Origin of the sequence: Okeania sp. SIO3B5 (assembly GCF_010692555.1) — a bacterium.
Taxonomy (GTDB): Bacteria; Cyanobacteriota; Cyanobacteriia; order Cyanobacteriales; family Microcoleaceae; genus Okeania.
Map to the genome: position 1 here is coordinate 1 of NZ_JAAHHG010000139.1, position 21,347 is coordinate 21,347.

Here is a 21,347-nt window from a genome sequence, read left to right on the forward strand (position 1 = left end):
CATGTCCGGTAGCATCGGAGCGTGTATAAAATTAAGGTGACACTCTTGAGAAAACCTTCTGCCTCCTGCCTCCTGCCTCCTGCCTTCCTTCCGCCAAAGTCTAACTATTCAACCGGACATGATATTAAATATTGCTGAGGGGGTGCAAGATTTTTGGCTGTTGTAGCCTCAAAATTCTAATACTTTTCCCCTGACTGTCAGAAAATTTGACCAAAAAATAAGGTCTCAAGCCTCCCCTTGGCTGCGCCACGAGCTTGTTGCTCTACAAGGGGATGAAAAGAAATCAAGTTCAATATTTCAATCCCAATACTGTAGGCAGAGGTACTGATAACTGATAACTGATAACTGATAACTGAAATAACCTGTTGCCTATCATCTAAAGGAGAGGCTTTAAACCTTAATTATTTGGTAAGTCAAAGCATCCAATTAATTAGGGTTTGCGCTCAAAAGTCTTATGGGTGAGGGTAGGAGACAACCCACCCCTCGCCCCTCCCCCTCCCAACCCACCCCTAGCCCCTCCCAGGAGGGGAGGGGGAGACAGGAGACAGGAGAAATGGGTACGAGCGAGGAGGTAGGAGTAAGAATTGTAAGAGTGATTTTTCTGCCATAATCATCCCAAAATACTAGCATGCATGAGCTTTTTAGACCGAAAACAGGCACACTTTTTAAAGGCAAAAAAATGCTAAAACCAATATCAGTCAATGCTTTGAGATTTAATCAGCAAGCCCTAATTAGAAAATCAAAAGATAAGAAGCAGTATATTCTTCGAGAGGAATATGTTTAAGATGAACAAATAGGGTGCATCTCAATGCGTGAATAAAGCCAAAAATTTATCGCTTTTAGGGAACACCGGAGCTGGGAACACCGGAGCTGGGAACAGGGAATATATAGAACCCATCTCCTTATCTATTTAAAAATAGATAAGGAGATGGGGGGATGGGGAGATAGGGGGATGGGGAGAGGGAGCATTTTTATACCTGCTTGGTGCGCTACCAGGTGTACCGTGCGACGGTGAGTGCAGTGCGCCTTTGCGGGTTCCCCGACAGTCACGCTACTGCTGAACCCAGAGGGCACGGGGTTGCATCCACTTTTTCTCCTATTCTCGTTCGTGAATTTCCAGAACTTGCTCAGACTGAGGACGGAAGCTAAAAGCACATACCGCGTCCAAAGATACGCTTAGGGGTTCTATAGGAAAAAAGTATTTTTGCTTGCTATGAGATGCACCCAACAAATAATTGTCACAAGTGCAACTTCATATATTAGTAAAATAGAAAACTAATTTAATCATAAATTAATTTTTTTTTTACTGAAATAATCATCAGTTAACAGATTGATCGACAGAAAAGTAAATTTTAATTTTAGGAATTAAATGATGAGCAATTCTCAAACAAAGTTTATTATTACTTGTGCTCCTCGGACAGGAAGCACCATGTTACGAATGATGCTAAATTCTCATCCAGAAATTGCTTGCTATGGAGAGGTAATGACTTTAAAAGGAGAACCTAATCTTGGCAAGAAACACCAAAATTATATAGGCAAGACATCTCAAGAACTAGCTCAAATTCGTGCAGAGAATCCAGCGAATTTTTTGTATAATTATATTTGGAATCAAGAGCATTATCAAGATAATTGTAAAGCTATCGGTCTTAAACTCAAATATCGTCAATTACAAGAGGAATTTAAGGACGTTTTTCAGGCAATTTTAGACGATAAAGAAATCAGGATAATTCATTTGACTAGACGGAACTTACTTAAGCGTTATATTTCTAATCGCCTTGCTGCTAGTGGCAAGACATCTACAGTTATTTTCAACTCTGAAAAAAGTCAACTTCAGCCGAAAGTTACAGTTGATGTAGACAAATGTATAGAAGATATATTATCTGTGCAACAGACAGAAGCTCAATTTAGAAAAGAGTTTAAACAGCACAAAATTTTTGAAGTTGCCTATGAAGAACTTGTAATGTCAAATAGCAAAATACTTGCCAAACTTATGAATTTTTTAGAGGTTGATTTTATTAATTTACAACCAGTAACAGAAAAAGTTAATTCTGATAGCTTAGAAGATATTATTGAGAATTATGATGTAGTTAAAAATAAGCTATCTCAGACAAAGTACGCTACTTTTATAGGCTGATAAAATTCGGTTTTAAACCTTTATTTGTCAATCCTCTCCCTTTTAAGGAGAGGTAATTCTAAATTATAAATCCTAAATTCTAAATTCTTGAACTGCTTAATCTCAAAAATTATAGGAGATACAAAAAATGAACAAAGGTCTAATATATATTGTTACTGGAGCAAAAAAATATATAGATGAGTGTATATTTTCGGCTAAAAGTTTCAAAAGTCAATGTCCAGATATACCTGTAACTTTATTTACAGATAATAATAGTATTCAAGAAAGTTGCTTTGATAATGTAAATTTAATAAGTGATAGTATCCATCCTTGGAAAATCAAAGTTAAATATCTACTTAATTCACCTTATAAATACACTCTTTTTATGGATAGTGACACTCAAGTAGTTCAGCCCATATATGAATTATTTTCATACTTAGACGATCATGATTTAGCTGTCGCTCCAGGACCTAGTGTCGATCGAAGTAGTCAACCACCTACACTATTAAATTATATAGGAAAAGGTAATTATAATACTGGCGTACTTTTGTATAAAAGGTCTAAGAGAACTAATCAATTTTTAAGTAAATGGTTAGAAATGATTATGATTGAAGATGATGATAGACTTTTGGGTAATTGGAGCGATCAGACATTCTTTAACAAGTTAATCAAGAGCAATTACCACATCAAATGTAATGTAAAAATACAGACTTTTTCAAACAAATTATATAATGTGAGACCAGTTATGATAGAAGATTTGAAAAAGAATGGTGAATTAAGTAAAGCAAAAATTTTTCATGTACACAACTTAAAAAATAAGCAGTACCGTATCCAAGAAATAATTGGATAAAGTCTTAGGTTCTTTTTCCTAAAAATGCTACGAAATTATTGTAAGCATTCAGCCGTCAGCCATCAGCTAGCCTCCTATCGGAGGAACTACGTTAACAGCTATTGCTTTTAGTTTAGGAGAAAAGCTTTATGAACCGTCTTACTACAAAAGTTGTCTCCCTTGCCCTTAAAGTCTGTTGTTAATTTAAACACCGTCCTTTAAGTAGAGAGTCTTGTTGCTGATAGCTGACTGCTAATAGCTGAATGCTTACAAATTATTAGATTGAAGTAACAAAAAATTTTTTAATGGAGGATACAAAGTAAACAATGTTTCAACACTACATATATGATGCTTCATCGAAACAAGAAATCTTTTCCGAAGAACTTTTAGAACTAACCAAAGGTTTAAATAAAATTGTTGAAGATAGCAAAACTCCTCTTGAAGGAAATTTGTTCTATCTTAACCATAGGCGCAGGCAAACCCTAGTTAATGGAAACACTACAATACCAGATGCAGTTTACACAACAAAGCGAGCAAATTTTGCTAATTTGATTAAACAGAAGAATTTTATCGTAGAAATAGGTTTTAATGCTGGACATAGTGCATTATTCGCACTTACAGTTAATCCGCAAATCCGCTACTTCGGTATAGATATAGCTCGATATCCTTATACCAAAAGTTGTGCAACCTATCTGCAAAATAAATTTGGGAATAGATTTGAATGTCAATTTGGTGACTCAATGAAAGTATTTCCATTATATGCTCTAAGAAACTTGCTTGAAAGTGACTTAATACATATTGATGGAGGACACAGCATAGAGATGTTTACTATTGATATTTGCCATGCAATTATGTTGCCTAATTCTTCTGGAATAGATAGACATATCTTAGTTGACGATGCAAAATCAAAACCGATCTTAGAGAAAATTAGAGAATTAGAAAAGTTAGGCTATGTCATGGTTGTTAAGGATTTTGTGAAGTGGGAAGGAGAAGGTAACTTATTACTTAAAGTTTGCTGAAAAAGTCTTTTAGTAGGGGTAGGAGACAGGAGACAACCCACCCCTCGCCCCTCCCCCTCCCAGGAGGGCAGGGCTGTTTCATTCTCGATAGACACGGGGACGCACCAGACACACCAGACACGGGGATAGAGGCTTTTAAGCGGCGTTGAACCAAATATTCTCTCAGAGCTTAAAGACGCGTACTTTGCTGAAAAATCGGCAAATTTTGGCAAATTTCACTGTTCCACTATCCCCATTACTCCCGTTCTCCTTAAATCCTTAATCTACAATACTTTAAAACAGCCCTGCTCCCAGGAGGGGAAGACAGCTATACTGGAGAAATGGGAATTTAGAGGAGGTAGAAGTAAGAATTGTCCCTCCATTTTTCTGTCCTCGATTTGCCCAAAATGCGCTCCTTTTTGAACGTTTTATATCATGTCCGGTTGAACAGTTATAAATAAACTACTCAGAATTCAGCAATTGCAGAATTGCTGAATTCAGAAGGGAAGAAAGAAGAAAAGAAGGAGAAAGTTTTTTTATCACGCTCTTATCCGGACATGATATTAGACTAAAACAAGCGTACTTTTTGGGAATCTCAGAAGGCTAAAACCTTATATCTGTCCATGCTTTGATAGTTATATCATGTCCGGTTGAATAATTAGACTTTGGTGGAAGGAAGGCAGCGGGAGCTGGAGGCAGGAGGCAGAAGGTTTTCTCCCATTTTTACCTTAATTTTATACACAAACGGTGCTACCGGACATGATATTAATCAGCAAACCCTACTTAAAGTCCTATAAATGAAAGATAGATAAAATCATTTAAAAGCTCGGAAAAAATTTTATGCTACTTACATTAAGTAGCTGAGAATTTTCAAAAGTTGTAAACCTAGTCTTAAATGAAGGCTTACTCTTAATGGATACTTACAATAAAGAAATTGAACATTATATTAATGCACTGCTAATTAAACCCGGAATTGATAAAATATGCTATGAATTGGGGAAAATTTTAGAGCAGTCTGGACAGATAGAGGATGCTCAGATTTGCTATCAGAGAAATGTGCCAGTTCATCTCATCGAACAGTATGCTCAATCTAATAAAAGTTGGACTATACTTGATACTTTATCTGAGAATAGCAACAGCGATCGCGATTTCAGATATGAGATGGTTTATTTAGGAGAAGAACTTCCTCTTTTGCCTGCGAAAGGTTTGAGCAAAAATTTGCATCCTAATTTTCAGAAAACGAACGTTCTTGCCAAGGATATGTTAGTGTATTTTTTGCCTAATGGTAGAGGTTGGGCGAATAAGAATGCGAGTGCGGTTTTGACTCAAAGTAATTGTCTTTTGCAAACTCTATCGACAGGAGTTTGTAATACTGTGGCAGCTTCAAATCATCTTCCAAATGTACATCAACTAGAAGGTAATGTTGTCTTTCTTTCGTCTCGATGGGGAAGTAGAGCTTATTTTCACTGGATAATTGATGTTCTTCCTCGTTTTCAACTCTTACGAAAAGTAGGGTTTTGCTGGGATGATATCAGTTATTTTGTCTTGCATAACCCTACAACAACTTTTAATCAAGAAGCTTTGAAAATACTGGAGATACCACCAGAAAAAATTATTGATAGTTCTGATATTCCTCATATTCAAGCAGAGCAACTTATTGTGCCATCAATTATAGGGGAAGGTAGGGGGCAAGATCGCGATGTTCAATTTCTGAGACAAATTTTCCTGAAAGATTTACAAGATAGTCATCAGGGCAAAAGAGAAAATATATATATCAGTCGTAAATATGCTTCTAGACGTAGAATAGCTAATGAAGAAGAAGTAGTTAATCTTCTGAAAAAATATGGTTTTAGACAAGTTTTCTTAGAATCAATGTCAGTTATGGAACAAGCATCTTTACTGTACCATGCTAAAAATATTGTTTCTCCACATGGAGCAGGATTAACAAATATTATTTTTTCTCAGCCCGGAACGAAATTAATCGAGATATTCTCTCCTTACTATGTTAATACTGTGTATTGGCAAATTAGCAATCATTGTAGATTAGACTACTATTATTTAATCGGTGAAGATTTCGATAATCAGGATGACAAAAAACATGGAGCAAAAGATATTCTCGTTGATATAGATTCTTTACATTCTCTACTCAAAATCGCTAATCTAACTTGAAATAATACTCCTTTGTGAGGAGTCAGGAGTCAGGAGTCAGGAGTCAGGAGGGAAAGAAAGGTTCAAAGGGAGAAGGTTTTTTGATCGCTTACTTCGGGCTTGCTGAAAAAGTCTTATGGTTCAACAATGAATAATGAATAATGAATAATGAATAATGAATAATTACCTCTCCTTGAAAAGAAGAGGATTGACTAATAATGAAAAATTTTCTTTATTATCCCCTGATATCATGTCCGGTAGCATCGGAGCGTGTATAAAATTAAGGTGAAAAAAGGAGAAAACCTTCTGCCTCCTGCCTCCTGCCTCCTGCCTTCTGTACACCAAAGTCTAATTATTCAACCGGACATGATATTAAAAGGGGAGGCTTTAAACCACAATTTTTCGGTAAGGGTAGGAGTCATATCAAGTTGCAGTGATTAACCACAATATAAAAAGACGAAAAAGATAGCATACTCCTCAAGAGTCATCTTTAAGATGACTTAAACTATTAGCCAAGGATTTCAATCCTTGGCGAGGTTGGCTTGGCGAGGTTGGCGAACCATGTCATCCGCCAAGAAATAAATTTCTTGGCTCAAAGCAAAAGTCATCTAAAGATGACTAAAGATAACTAATTTATTATGGCTAATTAATGAGACTTTATATCAGGAGTCAACCCAATACAATTGATTCTGTCTTCTGTCTCCTGATATCATGTCCGGTAGCATCGGAGCGTGTATAAAATTAAGGTGAAAAAAGGAGAAAACCTTCTGCCTCCTGCCTCCTGCCTCCTGCCTTCTGTACACCAAAGTCTAATTATTCAACCGGACATGATATGACTCCTTCTTCAAGTTACAGTAGGGAACCTCTTTGAAACTCCCTACCATATTCACCAACGCCGAAAAGTGCTGTAAATTTATGTCGTTGCACTACTAGGTTTAACTACAGTCATCCGTCGCAATAACTTTTTCCACTCCTGATACCTATTTAAACGATGAATCTCAAATTTCTCTCCCTTCATTTGAGAAAATTCACTCCAACTTTTCACCCAATTAGATACAATTTTAGTGCGCGACAAAGAAGTATGTTTAAGAGACTTTTGCAAACAATCAATCATTTGACTAATATCTTCATTCTGATAAGCACGCCAAGCATCCCAAACTAATTGCTTATACTTTTTTTCCCCTTCCGAAATAGTCTCAGAAGCGATCGCCTCCCTATATTTATATCTATCCAACTCACCCTGCATTTTCTCCAAAGCTAACTTAGTTTGCTCCAACTCACTTTGGGTATGCTCAAAGTGTGATTTCATTTGCTCCATTTCTATCTGCATCTGTTTTCTGAGTAACTTAGACTCTTCAAATTCCCTTTGCACCTGTTTTCTGAGTAACTCAGACTCTTCAAATTCCTTTTGCACCTCCTCTAACTGAGCATGAGATTGTTCTAGCTCAATTAAAAGCTGATATAACTGAGCATGAGACTGCTCTAACTCCTGTTTCATATTCTCTATATTCATAACTTCTAATTATAATTACTTTCCAAAACGACTAAGCATTTGCTCCCATGATTTTGATTGAGTTAAACTCAAAGTATCTAATTCATAGCTATACTCTGCACTATATCTAGTAAAAGTTTTTACCCAATCTGATATTGTTTTCGTTAACGAATAGGGAGAATAACTCAAAGATTTCTCTAAGTATTCAACCGTAGACTCAAGATATCCGGTATAAAATAAGCGCCAAGCAATCCAAATTAGAGTGCGATAACGACACTCCCTTTCTAAACTACGCACACCCAGTGGTAAATCAGAGCGTGCAAAAAACTCATCTCTCACTTGCCATGACTCTAACGCTTGTAGTTGAGTATTTAACGAATCATTGCGCTCGTGTTCCCGATAACAAACTGTCACCTCTCTTACCCAAGCTGTTTCGCAACCCTTTAGTGCCAAACGTTGTACTAAATCTAAATCTGATGCTTGTTTAAATTTTGTATCCAATCCTCCTACTTCTTCTAACCAGTGCCGCCGAAACATCATGGCACTAAACAATATAGGCATCCACCGTACCCAATTTTCTAAATCCAAAACAGGTATCTGATGCCAAGGTTTCACATCCTGAATAGCTCTTCCCATTTGATTAACTCGACACCAACCAGTATGAATCATTCCCACTCGTGATTGAGTATCAAAACAACTCACCTGTAAAGACAGTTTATCTGGCAGGAAAAAATCATCATGATCTAAAAATGCCACAAATTCTCCTCGTGCAACTTCAATTCCACGATTACGAGCGGCTGCTACTCCCTGATTTTCTTGGTAAATGTAATTAATTTTACTAGAGTATGGCTCTAAAATTTGTTGAATATGTTCCCTTGAACCATCATCAACTACAATAATTTCATAATCTCTATAAGTCTGATTTAAGACACTATTTAATGCCTCAGTAACATAAAGACTATTATATGCTGGAATAATAACACTAACTCGTGGCATTGTCTACCTATTCAATTATTATTTTAAGTAAGTTAGGTAAAGCACTTTTTTCCCTCTACAATATCAACTCTTATTAATTAATACTTAGTAATATTGATGTTTCCGGATTTTTTTCTATCATTAGTTTAATTTTAGGAGGGGTCGCGTATTCCCTTTTCCCTGCTTAAAAAATACAATCCTTTTTTAATCTCCTCAATTTATTTTATTTCCTGTTCCCTAATTAATCAATTATTTCCGGATTTTCTTGAAATTAGTGGTTTTAGGGTAAGAGTCAACTATACATTAAAAATATGGCAAAGTTTGCCTAGTTAATTAATCACCAAAAGCGATAATTAGGGATTGATTGGAGTCGGGTGTAGAAATATTAAAAAATCCCCATATACTGATTTGTAGTAATTTGTTAAAAGATAATTTTTTGAAGATATAGGGTGCTTCACTAATTGATAATTGATAATTGATAATTACCTCTGGTTAAAACCGCTCTTGATTGAATATAAGGAAATATTATTTCTTTCTTTTCCCCTTAAAAGGGGAGGCTTTAAACCAGAATTATTTAATTATTAATTAGTTAATTATTCGGTAAGAATGTCTCTAGCCTCCCTTTTTAAGGGGATGAAAAGCGGTCGAGGGATGGTGTTTTGCTCCGAACATATAAAGCGGAACGGCTCTGCAATAGCGGGTTTGATCGCCATATCCAATCGAAGAAAATAAAATTCAGTATTTCAAGCCTCCTTATTGTAGAGGTACTGATAACTGATAACTGATAACTGATATCAAATCCGGTTAAACAGCCATAGAATGGTTAAGTCTTTAGAATTCAGAATTCAGAATTCAGAATTCAGAATTCAGGAGAAGAAAGAATTAGAAAGATGAGCGTAGTTATGACAATTGGATAATTTTTTTATGTCCAATTAAGCGGATTTGATATGATAACTGAAATGACCCAGAAATAAATGATGATACCAAAAACTCAAACCAATTTTCCCCTACCTACACAACAACAACAAATCAATTTTAAGCAGGCAAAATATTTTTTCAGCTTAGGAAAAGTTTTCGCAAAAAAAAGTGAATTGAAAGAAGCGATCGCTGCTTATGGCAAGGCAATTGAATTAGATCCTGACTGGAAAGAGCCAAGACAGTTTTTGGCAGATGCAAAAAATCAGCTTCAGGAAAAAACAATTAATACTCAACAGCAAATAGAACCTAGTAAAAAGTTGACAATAGCTGATTCTTCCTTAGATAAAATAGCTACACAAGAGGAACAGGAGTCAGCGATCGCTACTGTTAGTAGTGCAGTTATAGTCAACTCTAATTTTGCAGATGATTATCACACTAATGGCGATAATTTAGTAGAAAAAGGAGAGAGAGAAGAGGCCATAAAGGCTTATAAAAAAGCAATTGAAATTAATCCTGAATTATGGGAAGTTCATCATAAATTAGGTAATTTATTGCAAGAAAAGGGAGAATTACAAGCAGCAGTTACTGCTTACTATAAATCCATAGAATTAAAGTCAGATTTTTGTTGGTCTCATAATAATTTGGCAGATGTTTTAGTTAAATTGGAAAGGTTAAAAGAAGCTGTTAATGCCTACAGTAAAACTATTGAATTAAATCCTGATTTTCCTTGGAGTTATTATAAATTGGGAGATATTTTAGTGAAGTTGGAAGATTGGGATAAGGCGATCGCAACTTATCGGCAAGCAGTAACTATAAACCCTCAAGGTCCCTGGTATTTCTACAAGTTGGGGGAATTGTTGCATCAGCAAGGTCAATTTGAAGAAGCTGTGAGATATTTGCATCAGGCCGTTGAGCTAAAAACAGATGTGCCTGAGTTTTATCTTGGTTTGGGAGCAGTATTAGTCAAGTTGAAGCAGTGGTCACAAGCACAGGAGTATCTTCACCAGGTGATTCAATATTCTTCTGACTCCTGCGAGACTTCCCATTTAGCAGAAGCTTATTATTATTTAGGAGCAATTAAATCTGGGCAACAACAATGGTTGGAGGCAGTAGAATTATATCGCCATAGTTTAGAGATTAATTCTAATGGGAGTGATTGTTGTTTAGCTTTAGCAGAAGCTTTCAGTAATTTGGGGCAATGGTCACAGGCAGTAGAATATTATCGTCAAGCGGTGCTTTTATCTGGGGAGTCGAATCAGGTTTTGTTCCGTTTAGGGCAAGCTTTATGGCAGTTGCAAAGGTGGACAGATAATTTTGAAGGCCGAGAATCAGGTTTCAAGCAAGAGAAATTCGGAGACTCTCAAGAAAAAATTATTAGCTATCAAAAAGCAATTACTAAAAAGCCGAAAATTATCTTATTTATGCCCTATTACAAAGCGAAACACTCCGAAAGACAAGATGAATTAATTTACTGTCTGAAAAAAAATATACAGTGCAATGAAATTGAAAAAATCATCTTAATCATAGATGATAATCATATTCCAGAAGTGGAAAGTTCCAAAATTGAAATTGTCCAAATATCTGCCAGACCAACTTATCTTGATTGGGTAGAATTAACCAAGAAAAAATGTCAGAATCAAATTTCAATACTTGCCAATACTGATATTTATTTTGATGAATCAATTGCCCGAATCAGAGAAATATTTTCTGCCGATCCGCAAGCATTTGTAGCTTTAAGTCGTTATGAAAAAGAAGCCTCAAATCAAACATTACATAAAAACCCTCATTGGTCACAAGATGTTTGGGCTGTTTATGGAGAATTTAACTTTACAGAATCCTTTAAAAGCTATCTGAGATTTTCTTTAGGAGTGCCTCGTTGTGATAATAAAATTGCTTACTTATTTGCCATTCATGGCGCTCAAGTTTATAATCCCTGTCATCATATTAAAACAGTACACGTTCAGGAAAGTCAGTTAAGATATTACGATAAATACGGTGATACTACTATTTTAGGTGGTACAGCATGGGTCTATCCAAGTGTTGTCATTAATGAACCATCTAAATTACAAATAGATTTGTGGACTTTAAATACATCTAATTTGAGTGGCTTACAAATTAATAAAACATGGGATTCTTTAAAGAAAAAAAGTCAAGAAAAACAAACAGAAAAATCAGAAAGTAGTGAGAAACCAAAAACCAAAGAAAAGAAAATAATCCATAACGTTTTAGGACTTGACGATGATTGGCAGTACCCGGCAATCACAGAAAAATATGCCTATCAAATGGCAAATAAATTTTTAACAAAAGATAACTTTGATAGAAATGTAGTTTATTTTGGATTTCCTTGGGCAACACTGATTGACAAACTCTTTCACAGTCAAGATAAAACCGAAGCAGACGCATTAATAGAAAAATTGAGTAGCTTTCAAGATGAACTGAAAAAATACAAAAAAATCATCACAGTTTGTCAACATATCCGAATGTTAGAATTTGAAAGTATTTTTGACGAAATTGGTATAACTGATATTTTTTGGTCACACACAATAAAAGACCAAAATGTTTTCCCTTCTTATCCAAATATTTCATTGCATCCTTTCCCACTTTATCCGGTACAAGCAATTAATATTGAAGCTAAAGAAACAGAAAAAAAATATTTGTATTCATTTGTGGGGACTCGCCCTAACAAATCTTATTTGACAGATTCAAGAAACATAATTTTTGATTATTTATCAGATGATAACCGAGGATTAATAAAAGTAAGAAACCAATGGCATTACAACAAAATTGTCTACGATCATCAAATTCTCAAAAAGGTGGAAAAAACTGATGGTCTTGTAGACATCTTGGCATCAGAAGAATTTAAACAAGTGATGCAAGAAAGTGTATTTGCTCTGTGTCCATCTGGATCTGGTCCAAATTCAATTCGTTTATGGGAAGCTATTGGTTTGGGAGCAATACCAGTTGTTTTAGCTGACACTTACTTACCCCCTGGCGATCGCGCACTCTGGGATGAAGCAACAGTTACTTGTTCAGAAAAATTAGAAGATATCAAAGCACTGCCTGATCGCTTGGCAGAAATACAAAAAGACGATGAACTTCTCCAAAGAAAACGTTATGCACTCAAACAACTGTGGATGAGATATGGAGCAGACTGTTTTGTATATGACATCGTGAAATTATTTTTCCAATATGCGTCAGGCGACTTGGGAGCAACCAAACCAAAAAGCAAAGCATCTAAAGGTTTAAAGAAAGCAGTTAGTTTGTTAGCAACTAAGAAATTAACCAAAGAAGACTTCAAACCATCCTACACTTGGCCGAATCCCACATTCCCATTCAGGTTATATTATGACAGTCCCAAATGTAGAATTTTCATCATTGAAAATGTTCAGCATAACTGGAAATGGATGGCCGAATGTCACGAACGTTTTCGGAAAACAGATTTCTTTTTCGTGATGACAGGTTGGTATCAAAGTCCTGCTTTTGCTTATGAAGCTGAAGCAATTTTTTCCGTACTCAATTTAGATAAGAAACAATTTTTCTTCATGTATAATTCTCCTCTGGAAATGGAAAACTTTGCACAAAAAGGCTTTCAAGGGGATGTCATTAACCAAAATGCCTGGCTTGATGAGAGCAATATCCTACAGGATATTGGAAAAGAGAAAATGTACGATGGCATTTATGTAGAATTTAACAAGAAATCTAAACGCCCTCAACTGGCAGCTCAAGTTTCCCCATTAGCGCTGGTGACAAAAGCAAATCATGGCAAAGCTTTTGCCGATACCCCGCCATACAAATATCTCAACGAGCAACAGCTTTCGGAAGCACAAATATGGGAAAAAATCAATCAATCTCACTGTGGTTTAGTTTTCTCCGCAGAAGAAGGAGCTTGTCAAACTTCCAGCGAATACCTATTGTGTGGCATACCAGTCGTATCAACACCTTCTGTGGGAGGTCGTGACGTTTGGTATAACGAACACAATTCCATTATTTGTGAACCTACACCAGATGCGGTTGCGCTAGCAGTAGAAAAATTTGTACAAAATCCTCCTGACGGACAACGCATTCGTCAGATACATATAGAGAAGGCGCAAGAATACAGAGGAAAGTTTATTCAAATAGTGGCTGATATTTTTCATCGCTTTGGAGTTGTTGATGTCGAAGCATCAAGCTATTTTCAAAAGAACTTTTATAACAAAATGAGGAAAAACGAAAACATTGATTTTGTCAAATCTCTTTTTGTTTGAAATTATAGATAATTTCATCTCAGTCAGGTATACGAATAGCGGGCAAGATGCCCGCACTACAAAAATAAATTTAAACCTTAATATTTGTACCTCACATACCTGGAATCTGCTGTAAAATAATTAGAGGCAAAAAACTCTATGAAAGTCGTAAATTCAGAAACTAAAAATATCGACAAATATGACTTTAAACCCTCCTATACTTGGCCGAATCCGGCCTTCCCGTTCAGGGTGTATTACGAGAGTCAAAAATGCAGAATTTTTATTATAGAAAATATCCAACATAATTGGAAATGGATGTCTGAATGGCATAAAAATTTTCGCAAAACCGACTTTTTTTTCGTTTATTGTGGTTGGTATCATAGCCCTTCCTTTGCAGAAGAAGCTGATAAAATTTTTTCTCTACTGAACTTAGATAAAAAGCAATTTTTTATCATGTACAATTCCCCCCTAGAAATGCAAAATTTTGCGGAAAAAGGCTTTTATGGAGATGTAATTAATCATAATGCTTGGCTTGACGAAAACTTAGTAATGCGACCTCTGAATTTAGATAAAATTTACAATGCTATTTATGTAGGTCGTCGCAGTGCATTTAAAAGACATATTCTTGCTTCTCAGGTATCTCAATTAGCACTAATAGCAGGAATTAATCATGGAAACGCTGTGTCAGAAATTCCTCCTCATAAATATTTGAATGATAAGCAATTATCATCAGAAGAAGTATGTGAAAAAATTAATCAAGCTCATTGTGGTTTGATTTTATCCGCAGAAGAAGGAGCTTGTTTTTCCTCCAGTGAATATCTTTTGTGTGGGTTGCCTGTTGTTTCTACGGTATCAAAAGGAGGACGTGACGTTTGGTATGACGAATACAACTCAATTGTTTGCGAAGCAACTGCATCTGGGGTTGCTTTAGCAGTAGAAGAATTTGTTAGTAATCCACGCGATCCACAACGTATTAGACAAAAGCATCTTGAGCAAGCACAAACATACAGAGCAAAATTTATTAATGTTTTGGCTGATGTTTTTCATCGTTTTGGTGTGGTTGATGTAGCTCCATTGCATTATTTTCAGGAAAATTTTTACCATAAACTTAGGAAGTCTTATAAGCCAGACTTTCAAGCAATATTTGGTAATAATTATTCTTGATACTTTGGAATTTTTAATATTGTCAAAATTCAGCAATTTTGGAGAAAATGAACAATTACGAAAACTTAAAAATTAAACAAGAATCTAACCACCGTGAATCTTTTGCAAAAATGGTGGCAGAGGATAAAACTGCCAATTATTTAGATGTAGAAAATACCCATGCTTGGTCAAGAAGTTACCCCCTTTATAAAATGGAAAAGTTCTTTCGACATATCGCATCTAGTGAAGTTGTTACAATAGGTGATGGTAAAGGCGGACATGAAGCACAAATTCTTAAAAGATTTGGTAATAAAGTGATAGCTACTGATATTGCTACAGAAATGCTGGAAGTTGCCAAAAAAAGAAACTTAATTGATGATTTTTCCAAAGAAGATGCCGAAAATTTATCCTTTGCAGATAATTCTTTTGATTACTGTTTTATTAAAGAATCTTTGCATCATTTACCCAGACCATACTTGTGTATTTATGAAATGTTAAGAGTTGCAAAAAAAGGGATTGTTTTAATCGAACCCAACGGCGATCGCTCTTACCAAATAGGTAAAGAACAATATGAATCATCTGGTAATTATAAATATCAATTTACACTCAAAGAATTAGTTCAATGTGCAGCTTGTTTAGGATTTAATCATGTTGCTTACGGATATTCACCTAATGTAAATTATATTTTGAATTGTCTTTGTTTTCAACAAGAATTTCCCGAAAAATGGGCAAATAAAGAAACAAGACCAAAACCTATGGAACTTGCAGGAAAATTAATGCCATGCTCTATTAAGTATGGAGATAAATTTCAGCAATCTAAACCTGGTTTTGAAAAAGCAATTGATGAGTGGTATAAAAGTCATGAACCTCAAGTTAATCCCTTGCTAATTTTTATGATATTTAAAAATGAAATTTCACCACAATTTCAAGATGTTTTGAAAGGATGTGATTTTGAAATTCCTGAGATTAAGCCTAATCCTTATACTAACTAATTAATGTTATGAAAAGAAGTAATCAAAAAATCTGTAGTATCTGCCAAGGAAGTGAATTTGAAAGTAAATTATAACTTCATATTTAGGTAGAAGTTTGCTAGCGCAAAAATGCGTTGTGATTCGTGGTAAGTAAATAGATAAATCACAAACTGAGAATAAGATTTCACCAAAAAAATTATTTAAAAATGGTGAAATCTAACTATCAATTTAATTCAAATAAATTATCGGAGCAACATAATGAATTTCACTAAAAACCTGTTAGTACCAGATTATATTTATTCAGCCAGGGTTGACGTAGCAGATATTCCCTTTTTTGAAGAAGCATTTTATCAGGATTTAGAATTCTATAGCGAAGAGATCAAATCTACTTATGATAGATTTAATTACGGTTTAAGAATTGGATATGGTTATATGGATATGATTAAGAAAAATGTATATTCATTACCAGAAAAATACACAATTAAATCTCTAGGAGATAAAGGATTTGAATGGAGATTTGTACCAGAATTAATCAACCAGTATGATGTTAAATATTCTATTTGTGCTGGTGCAGGAACAAATATAACCTTTGAAACATCTTTTGCACAAGAATTTCCAGACATCAATATTACTTTACTCGATCCTTCACCTCATTCTATTAAACACGTTGAAAGGATAAAGCTACCATCTAACATTAAGTTTTTACCTATCGGCTTTTCTGATCAAGATGAAGTCTTGAAATTTCACAAGCCATCTACTCCTGGTGTTGGTTCTCTTTCTACATTAAATCTTCAACCAAGTGATACTTTTTTTGAGTTGCCAGTTAAAAGAATTTTGACTATTTTAAGTGAGCAAAATATTGAAGCTAAAAACCTATGCTATCTCAAATTTGATATTGAAGGTTCTGAACACGTTGTTATTGATGATATTATCAAATCTAAATTGAGACCTGCTCACATAACTTTTGAATTCGATCAACCAGTTCCCCCTTGGACTATGGAAAAAACATTGAAGAAATTGATTAACTATGGTTATGTTATTGTTGATATTTGGGGTTTGAACGTGCTTGCTATTGATAAATTATTAATTACCTAAGTAGATATGCAAAAGTTTATTGACTCGATATAATCATGTTTTCAACAGATACTTTCAACAGTATCAAAAAACAAAGCCTTTAAAAAAAATCTCAAATATTTAGGAGGAAATAATGAATATGTACTCAGTCAGCTCTAACGTATTGTCTAAAGTTTTATTTTTAAATTTTTCCGGATTTGACAACGCCATTATGTATTCTTACACGGAAGACATAAACAATCTGGAATTCCTAAATGAAAAATCAAATTCTAGTTTTTGTTGATGCCGGAGTGGAGAACTATCAACAATTGTTTGATGGTGTAGTTGCGGAAGCTAGACCTTTTATTCTCCATACTGCCACTGATGGTATCCAACAAATAGACCAAATTTTACAACAATATCCAGGGCAGAAAACCGTTCATATTATCTCCCATGGTGCCCCTGGTTGTCTGTACCTGGGAAATACTCAACTGAGTTTAGATACCCTTCAACTGTACGCACCTCAAGTCCAACAATGGGATATTGATCACCTCCTGCTTTATGGTTGTCATGTTGCTGCGGGGGATGCAGGAGAGGAGTTTGTGAGTAAATTGCAAAGTTTGACAGGAGCAAATATTGCAGCTTCTAAGTCTCTGACAGGGGCAGCAGTAAAAGGTGGTAACTGGGAGCTTGAGGTAAATACGGGTAAGGTTAAGGTTACTACTGCACTACAAACAGAAGTAATGGAAACTTATAGTGGTGTCTTCAACTACCAGTTGGAAGTTGCCCAAAAAATCGGTAATGAATGGGGCTTAGGTATAGCCACCGACAGCAATGGTAATGTGTGGGCTACAGGATATTTCTCTGGCAGCATAGACATTGATGGAGACGGCAACAATGATTTGATCAGTAATGGCTATGAGGATAGCTATGTAGTCAAGTTCGACAGTGATGGCAACTTGCTGTTTGCCCAAAATATCGGCAGCGGTGCCGATGGTGAAATTGGCTATGGCATAGCCACCGACAGCGATGGTAATGCCTGGGCTACAGGACGTTTCTTTGGCAGCATAGACATCGATGGAGATGGCAACCATGATTTGACCAGTAATGGCTCTTTAGATAGCTATGTAGCCAAGTTCGACAGTAATGGCAACTTGCTGTTTGCCCAAAATATCGGCGGCAGTAGTTCTGACGAAGGCCACGGCATAGCCACCGACAGTGATGGTAATGTGTGGGCTACAGGAAGTTTCCAGAGCAGCATCGATATCGACGGAGACGGCAACAATGATTTGACCAGTAATGGCTTTTATGATAGCTATGTAGCCAAGTTCGACAGTAATGGCAACTTGCTGTTTGCCCAAAATGTCGGCGACAGGAGTTCTGACGAAGGCCATGGCATAGCCACCGACAGCAATGGTAATGTCTGGGCTACAGGAAGTTTTAAGGGCAGCATCGACATTGACGGAGACGGCAACAATGATTTGACCAGTAATGACAGATATGGTCGCTATGATAGCTATGTAGCTAAGTTCGACAGTAATGGCAATTTTCTGTTTGCCCAAAATATTGGCAGTAACAGTAATGACCATGGCTATGACATAGCCACCGACAGCGATGGTAATGCGTGGGCTACAGGAAGTTTTGGTGGCAGCATCGACATCGACGGAGACGGCAACAATGATTTGACCAGTAATGGTGATGGTGATAGCTATGTATTAAAGTTTGACAGCAATGGCAACTTGCAGTTTGCCCAAAATATCGGCGGTAGTGATGGTGATTATGGCTATGGCATAGCCATCGACAGCAATGGTAATGTCTGGGCTACAGGAGATTTTGACGGCAGCATCGACATAGACGGAGACGGCAGTAATGATTTGACCAGTAATGGCTCTTTAGATAGCTATGTAGCTAAGTTCGACAACAATGGCAATTTTCTGTTTGCCCAAAATATTGGTGGTGGCCTTAGTGGCAGGGGCAGAGGCATAGCCACCGACAGCAATGGTAATGTATGGGCTACAGGAAAATTCTCTGGCAGCACCGACATAGACGGAGACGGCAATAATGACTTGACTGGTCGTGGCGGCTATATAGTTAAGTTCTCTGAAAATACCTCTCCCAGCCAACCAGTCCGCTTTGATTTCAATGGTGATGGAATAGCAGATATATTGTGGCGTAATAGCACTAATGGAGCTAACAGCATCTGGTTGATGAATGATGACGGCACAAGGAACAGTAGTGTTAATCCCGGACGTGTAGATACGGCTTGGGATGTGGCCGGAGTTGACGATTTTAATGCCGATGGAGTAACAGATATATTGTGGCGTCATGGAACTCTTGGAAATAACCGCATTTGGTTGATGAATAGTGACGGCACAAGGAGCAGTATTGTTAATCCCGGAGGTGTAGATACGGCTTTGGATGTGGCGGGAATTGACGACTTTAATTCCGATGGAGTACCAGATATATTGTGGCGTAATGGAACTCTTGGAAATAACCGCATTTGGTTGATGAATAGTGACGGCACACGGAGCAGTATTGTTAATCCCGGACGTGTAGATACAACTTTAGATGTGGCCGGAGTTGACGACTTTAATGACGATGGAGTAGCAGATATATTATGGCGTAATGGAACCAATGGAAATAACACCATTTGGTTAATGAATGACAACGGCACAAGGAACAGTATTGTTAATCCCGGAGGTGTAGATACGGCTTTGGATGTGGCGGGAGTTGACGATTTTAATGCTGATGGAGTACCAGATATATTGTGGCGTAATGGCAGTAATGGAGCTAACAGTATCTGGTTGATGAATGATGACGGCACAAGGAGCAGTATTGTTAATCCCGGACGTGCAGGTACCGCTTGGGATGTGGCCGGAGTTGAGGACTTTAATGCTGATGGAGTAGCAGATATATTATGGCGTAATGTAAGCAATGGAACTAACAGCATTTGGTTCATGGATAATGACGGCACAAGGAGCAGTATTGTTAATCCCGGACGTGCAGGTACCGCTTGGGATGTAGTTGGTGTGTAATATCATGTTCGATTGAATACTTATACTTTGGAGGAAGGAAAGCAGAAGGCAACCCACCCCTAACCCCTCCCAGGAGGGGAAGGTAGAAGGGAAGAAAATGTTAAAAGGGATAAAGTTTTTTTATAACTGATTATCCGAACATGATATAATATAAAATCTGGTTTAACAGTCGTCATTGCGACGATAGGAAGCAATCTTGCACAACCCCTGAGATTGCTTCCTCCCACGGAGTGACTGTCGCAATGACTTAGCTATAGTAATTATCCGGTAGTGGTTATGCGTAAGTCCTGTTATAACTATTCAACCGGACATGATATAATACATACTTATGCAAGATAGTAGGGGTTTTTCATGTTGCGGGGCAAAACGGCCATTAACTCCTACAAATTCTCTAAAGTTTTATTTTTAAATTTTTCCTGATTTTACAACGCCACTATGTATTCTTATACGGAAAACAAAAATAATTCTGAACTGCAAAATGGAAAATCAAATTCTAGTTTTTATTGATGCCGGAGTAGACAACTATCAACAATTGTTTGATGGTGTGGTTGCGGGAGCTAGACCTTTTATTCTTCATACTGCCACTGATGGTATCCGACAAATAGACCAAATTTTACAACAATATCCAGGACAAAAAACCGTTCATATTATCTCCCACGGTGCCCCTGGTTGTCTGTACCTGGGAAATACTCAACTGAGTTTAGATACCCTTCAACAGTACGCACCTCAAGTCCAACAGTGGGATATTGATCGCCTCCTGCTTTATGGTTGTCATGTTGCTGCGGGAGATGCAGGAGAAGAGTTTGTGAGTAAATTGCAAAGTTTGACAGGAGCAAATATTGCAGCTTCTAAGTCTCTGACAGGGGCAGCAGTCAAAGGTGGTAACTGGGAGCTTGAGGTAAATATAGGTAAAGCTAACGTTCCGACTGTGCTACAAACAGAAGTAATGGAAACTTATAGTGGTGTCTTCGACTTGGAACTGGAAACTGAATTTGCATCAGGACAGGTAATTGTCAAACCTCGTGAAGTTGCTGAGATTAGCTCTCTCAATAACCTCCAAGCTAGCCTCGGAGCAACCACCATCAAGACAACCAAAACAGATCTAGGTCTTCAACTGTGGTCTATTCCAGGGGATGTAGAAGATTTTATTAGTCGCAATGAAAACAACCCACTAATAGAATACATCGAACCCAACTACACTATTACTCTTGATTCTAGAGCTCCCAATGACTCAATTATTAATGTTGATTCTGTAGTTGACAATGACCCAATTAATACTGATTCTACAGTTCCCAATGACCAACTTTTCGGCTTAATGTGGGGGCTTCACAACACTGGACAGACAGGAGGAACCGCTGATGCAGATATTGATGCGCCAGAAGCTTGGGATATTCAAACAGGAAGTAACAATGTAGTAGTGGGAGTCATTGATACTGGCATCGACTACAC

Annotated in this window: 12 protein-coding genes; 10 read left to right on the plus strand and 2 right to left on the minus strand. The window is 36.7% G+C overall.

Annotated elements, in window-relative coordinates; all coding sequences use genetic code 11:
• Positions 1-1,369: 1,369 nt before the first annotated feature.
• The 4 genes from F6K54_RS19200 (at position 1,370) to F6K54_RS19215 (ending at position 6,109) form a co-directional block, all read left to right on the plus strand.
• Positions 1,370-2,134, plus strand: coding sequence for a sulfotransferase (locus tag F6K54_RS19200; RefSeq protein ID WP_293080544.1), 765 nt, complete (start codon positions 1,370-1,372; stop codon positions 2,132-2,134).
• Between the two features lie 127 nt (positions 2,135-2,261).
• Positions 2,262-2,963 (plus strand): putative nucleotide-diphospho-sugar transferase, encoded by a 702-nt coding sequence (locus tag F6K54_RS19205; protein WP_293080547.1) that lies wholly within the window; start codon positions 2,262-2,264, stop codon positions 2,961-2,963.
• Between the two features lie 305 nt (positions 2,964-3,268).
• A complete protein-coding gene (locus tag F6K54_RS19210; protein WP_293080550.1) occupies positions 3,269-3,961 on the plus strand; it encodes a class I SAM-dependent methyltransferase in 693 nt (230 codons plus the stop codon).
• Positions 3,962-4,852: 891 nt separating this feature from the next.
• Positions 4,853-6,109 (plus strand): DUF563 domain-containing protein, encoded by a 1,257-nt coding sequence (locus F6K54_RS19215; protein WP_293080553.1) that lies wholly within the window; start codon positions 4,853-4,855, stop codon positions 6,107-6,109.
• An 892-nt stretch (positions 6,110-7,001) separates the two neighbouring features.
• Here the strand turns inward: F6K54_RS19215 and F6K54_RS19220 are convergent.
• Together F6K54_RS19220 and F6K54_RS19225 are read right to left on the minus strand one after the other, a co-directional pair.
• On the minus strand, positions 7,002-7,601 hold the full coding sequence (locus F6K54_RS19220; RefSeq protein ID WP_293080556.1) for a hypothetical protein: 600 nt from the start codon (positions 7,599-7,601) through the stop codon (positions 7,002-7,004).
• Between the two features lie 15 nt (positions 7,602-7,616).
• Positions 7,617-8,576: a glycosyltransferase gene (locus F6K54_RS19225; RefSeq protein ID WP_293080559.1), complete on the minus strand. Its 960-nt coding sequence runs from the start codon at positions 8,574-8,576 to the stop codon at positions 7,617-7,619.
• A 953-nt stretch (positions 8,577-9,529) separates the two neighbouring features.
• On the opposite strand from F6K54_RS19225, the gene F6K54_RS19230 reads away from it, so the two are divergent.
• The 6 genes from F6K54_RS19230 to F6K54_RS19255 form a co-directional block, all read left to right on the plus strand.
• Positions 9,530-13,717 (plus strand): tetratricopeptide repeat protein, encoded by a 4,188-nt coding sequence (locus F6K54_RS19230; protein WP_293080562.1) that lies wholly within the window; start codon positions 9,530-9,532, stop codon positions 13,715-13,717.
• A 138-nt stretch (positions 13,718-13,855) separates the two neighbouring features.
• Entirely contained in the window at positions 13,856-14,860 is a 1,005-nt protein-coding gene (locus F6K54_RS19235) for a glycosyltransferase (RefSeq protein WP_293080565.1), read from the plus strand.
• A 47-nt stretch (positions 14,861-14,907) separates the two neighbouring features.
• On the plus strand, positions 14,908-15,831 hold the full coding sequence (locus F6K54_RS19240; RefSeq protein ID WP_293080568.1) for a class I SAM-dependent methyltransferase: 924 nt from the start codon (positions 14,908-14,910) through the stop codon (positions 15,829-15,831).
• Positions 15,832-16,068: 237 nt separating this feature from the next.
• Positions 16,069-16,905 (plus strand): hypothetical protein, encoded by an 837-nt coding sequence (locus F6K54_RS19245; protein WP_293080571.1) that lies wholly within the window; start codon positions 16,069-16,071, stop codon positions 16,903-16,905.
• A 233-nt stretch (positions 16,906-17,138) separates the two neighbouring features.
• Positions 17,139-19,898 (plus strand): DUF4347 domain-containing protein, encoded by a 2,760-nt coding sequence (locus F6K54_RS19250; protein WP_293080574.1) that lies wholly within the window; start codon positions 17,139-17,141, stop codon positions 19,896-19,898.
• 478 nt (positions 19,899-20,376) lie between these two features.
• The coding region (locus F6K54_RS19255; protein ID WP_293080576.1) for a DUF4347 domain-containing protein at positions 20,377-21,347 on the plus strand (971 nt) is incomplete at its 3' end.

Excerpts from the sequence above, each read along its gene's own strand:
- F6K54_RS19240 (WP_293080568.1), top strand. The coding sequence starts at position 14,908 with ATGAACAATTACGAAAACTTAAAAATTAAACAAGAATCTAACCACCGT.
- F6K54_RS19210 (WP_293080550.1), top strand. The coding sequence starts at position 3,269 with ATGTTTCAACACTACATATATGATGCTTCATCGAAACAAGAAATCTTT.
- F6K54_RS19215 (WP_293080553.1), top strand. The coding sequence starts at position 4,853 with ATGGATACTTACAATAAAGAAATTGAACATTATATTAATGCACTGCTA.
- F6K54_RS19200 (WP_293080544.1), top strand. The coding sequence starts at position 1,370 with ATGATGAGCAATTCTCAAACAAAGTTTATTATTACTTGTGCTCCTCGG.
- F6K54_RS19205 (WP_293080547.1), top strand. The coding sequence starts at position 2,262 with ATGAACAAAGGTCTAATATATATTGTTACTGGAGCAAAAAAATATATA.
- F6K54_RS19230 (WP_293080562.1), top strand. The coding sequence starts at position 9,530 with ATGATGATACCAAAAACTCAAACCAATTTTCCCCTACCTACACAACAA.
- F6K54_RS19220 (WP_293080556.1), bottom strand. The coding sequence starts at position 7,601 with ATGAATATAGAGAATATGAAACAGGAGTTAGAGCAGTCTCATGCTCAG.
- F6K54_RS19235 (WP_293080565.1), top strand. The coding sequence starts at position 13,856 with ATGAAAGTCGTAAATTCAGAAACTAAAAATATCGACAAATATGACTTT.
- F6K54_RS19250 (WP_293080574.1), top strand. The coding sequence starts at position 17,139 with ATGAAAAATCAAATTCTAGTTTTTGTTGATGCCGGAGTGGAGAACTAT.
- F6K54_RS19245 (WP_293080571.1), top strand. The coding sequence starts at position 16,069 with ATGAATTTCACTAAAAACCTGTTAGTACCAGATTATATTTATTCAGCC.
- F6K54_RS19225 (WP_293080559.1), bottom strand. The coding sequence starts at position 8,576 with ATGCCACGAGTTAGTGTTATTATTCCAGCATATAATAGTCTTTATGTT.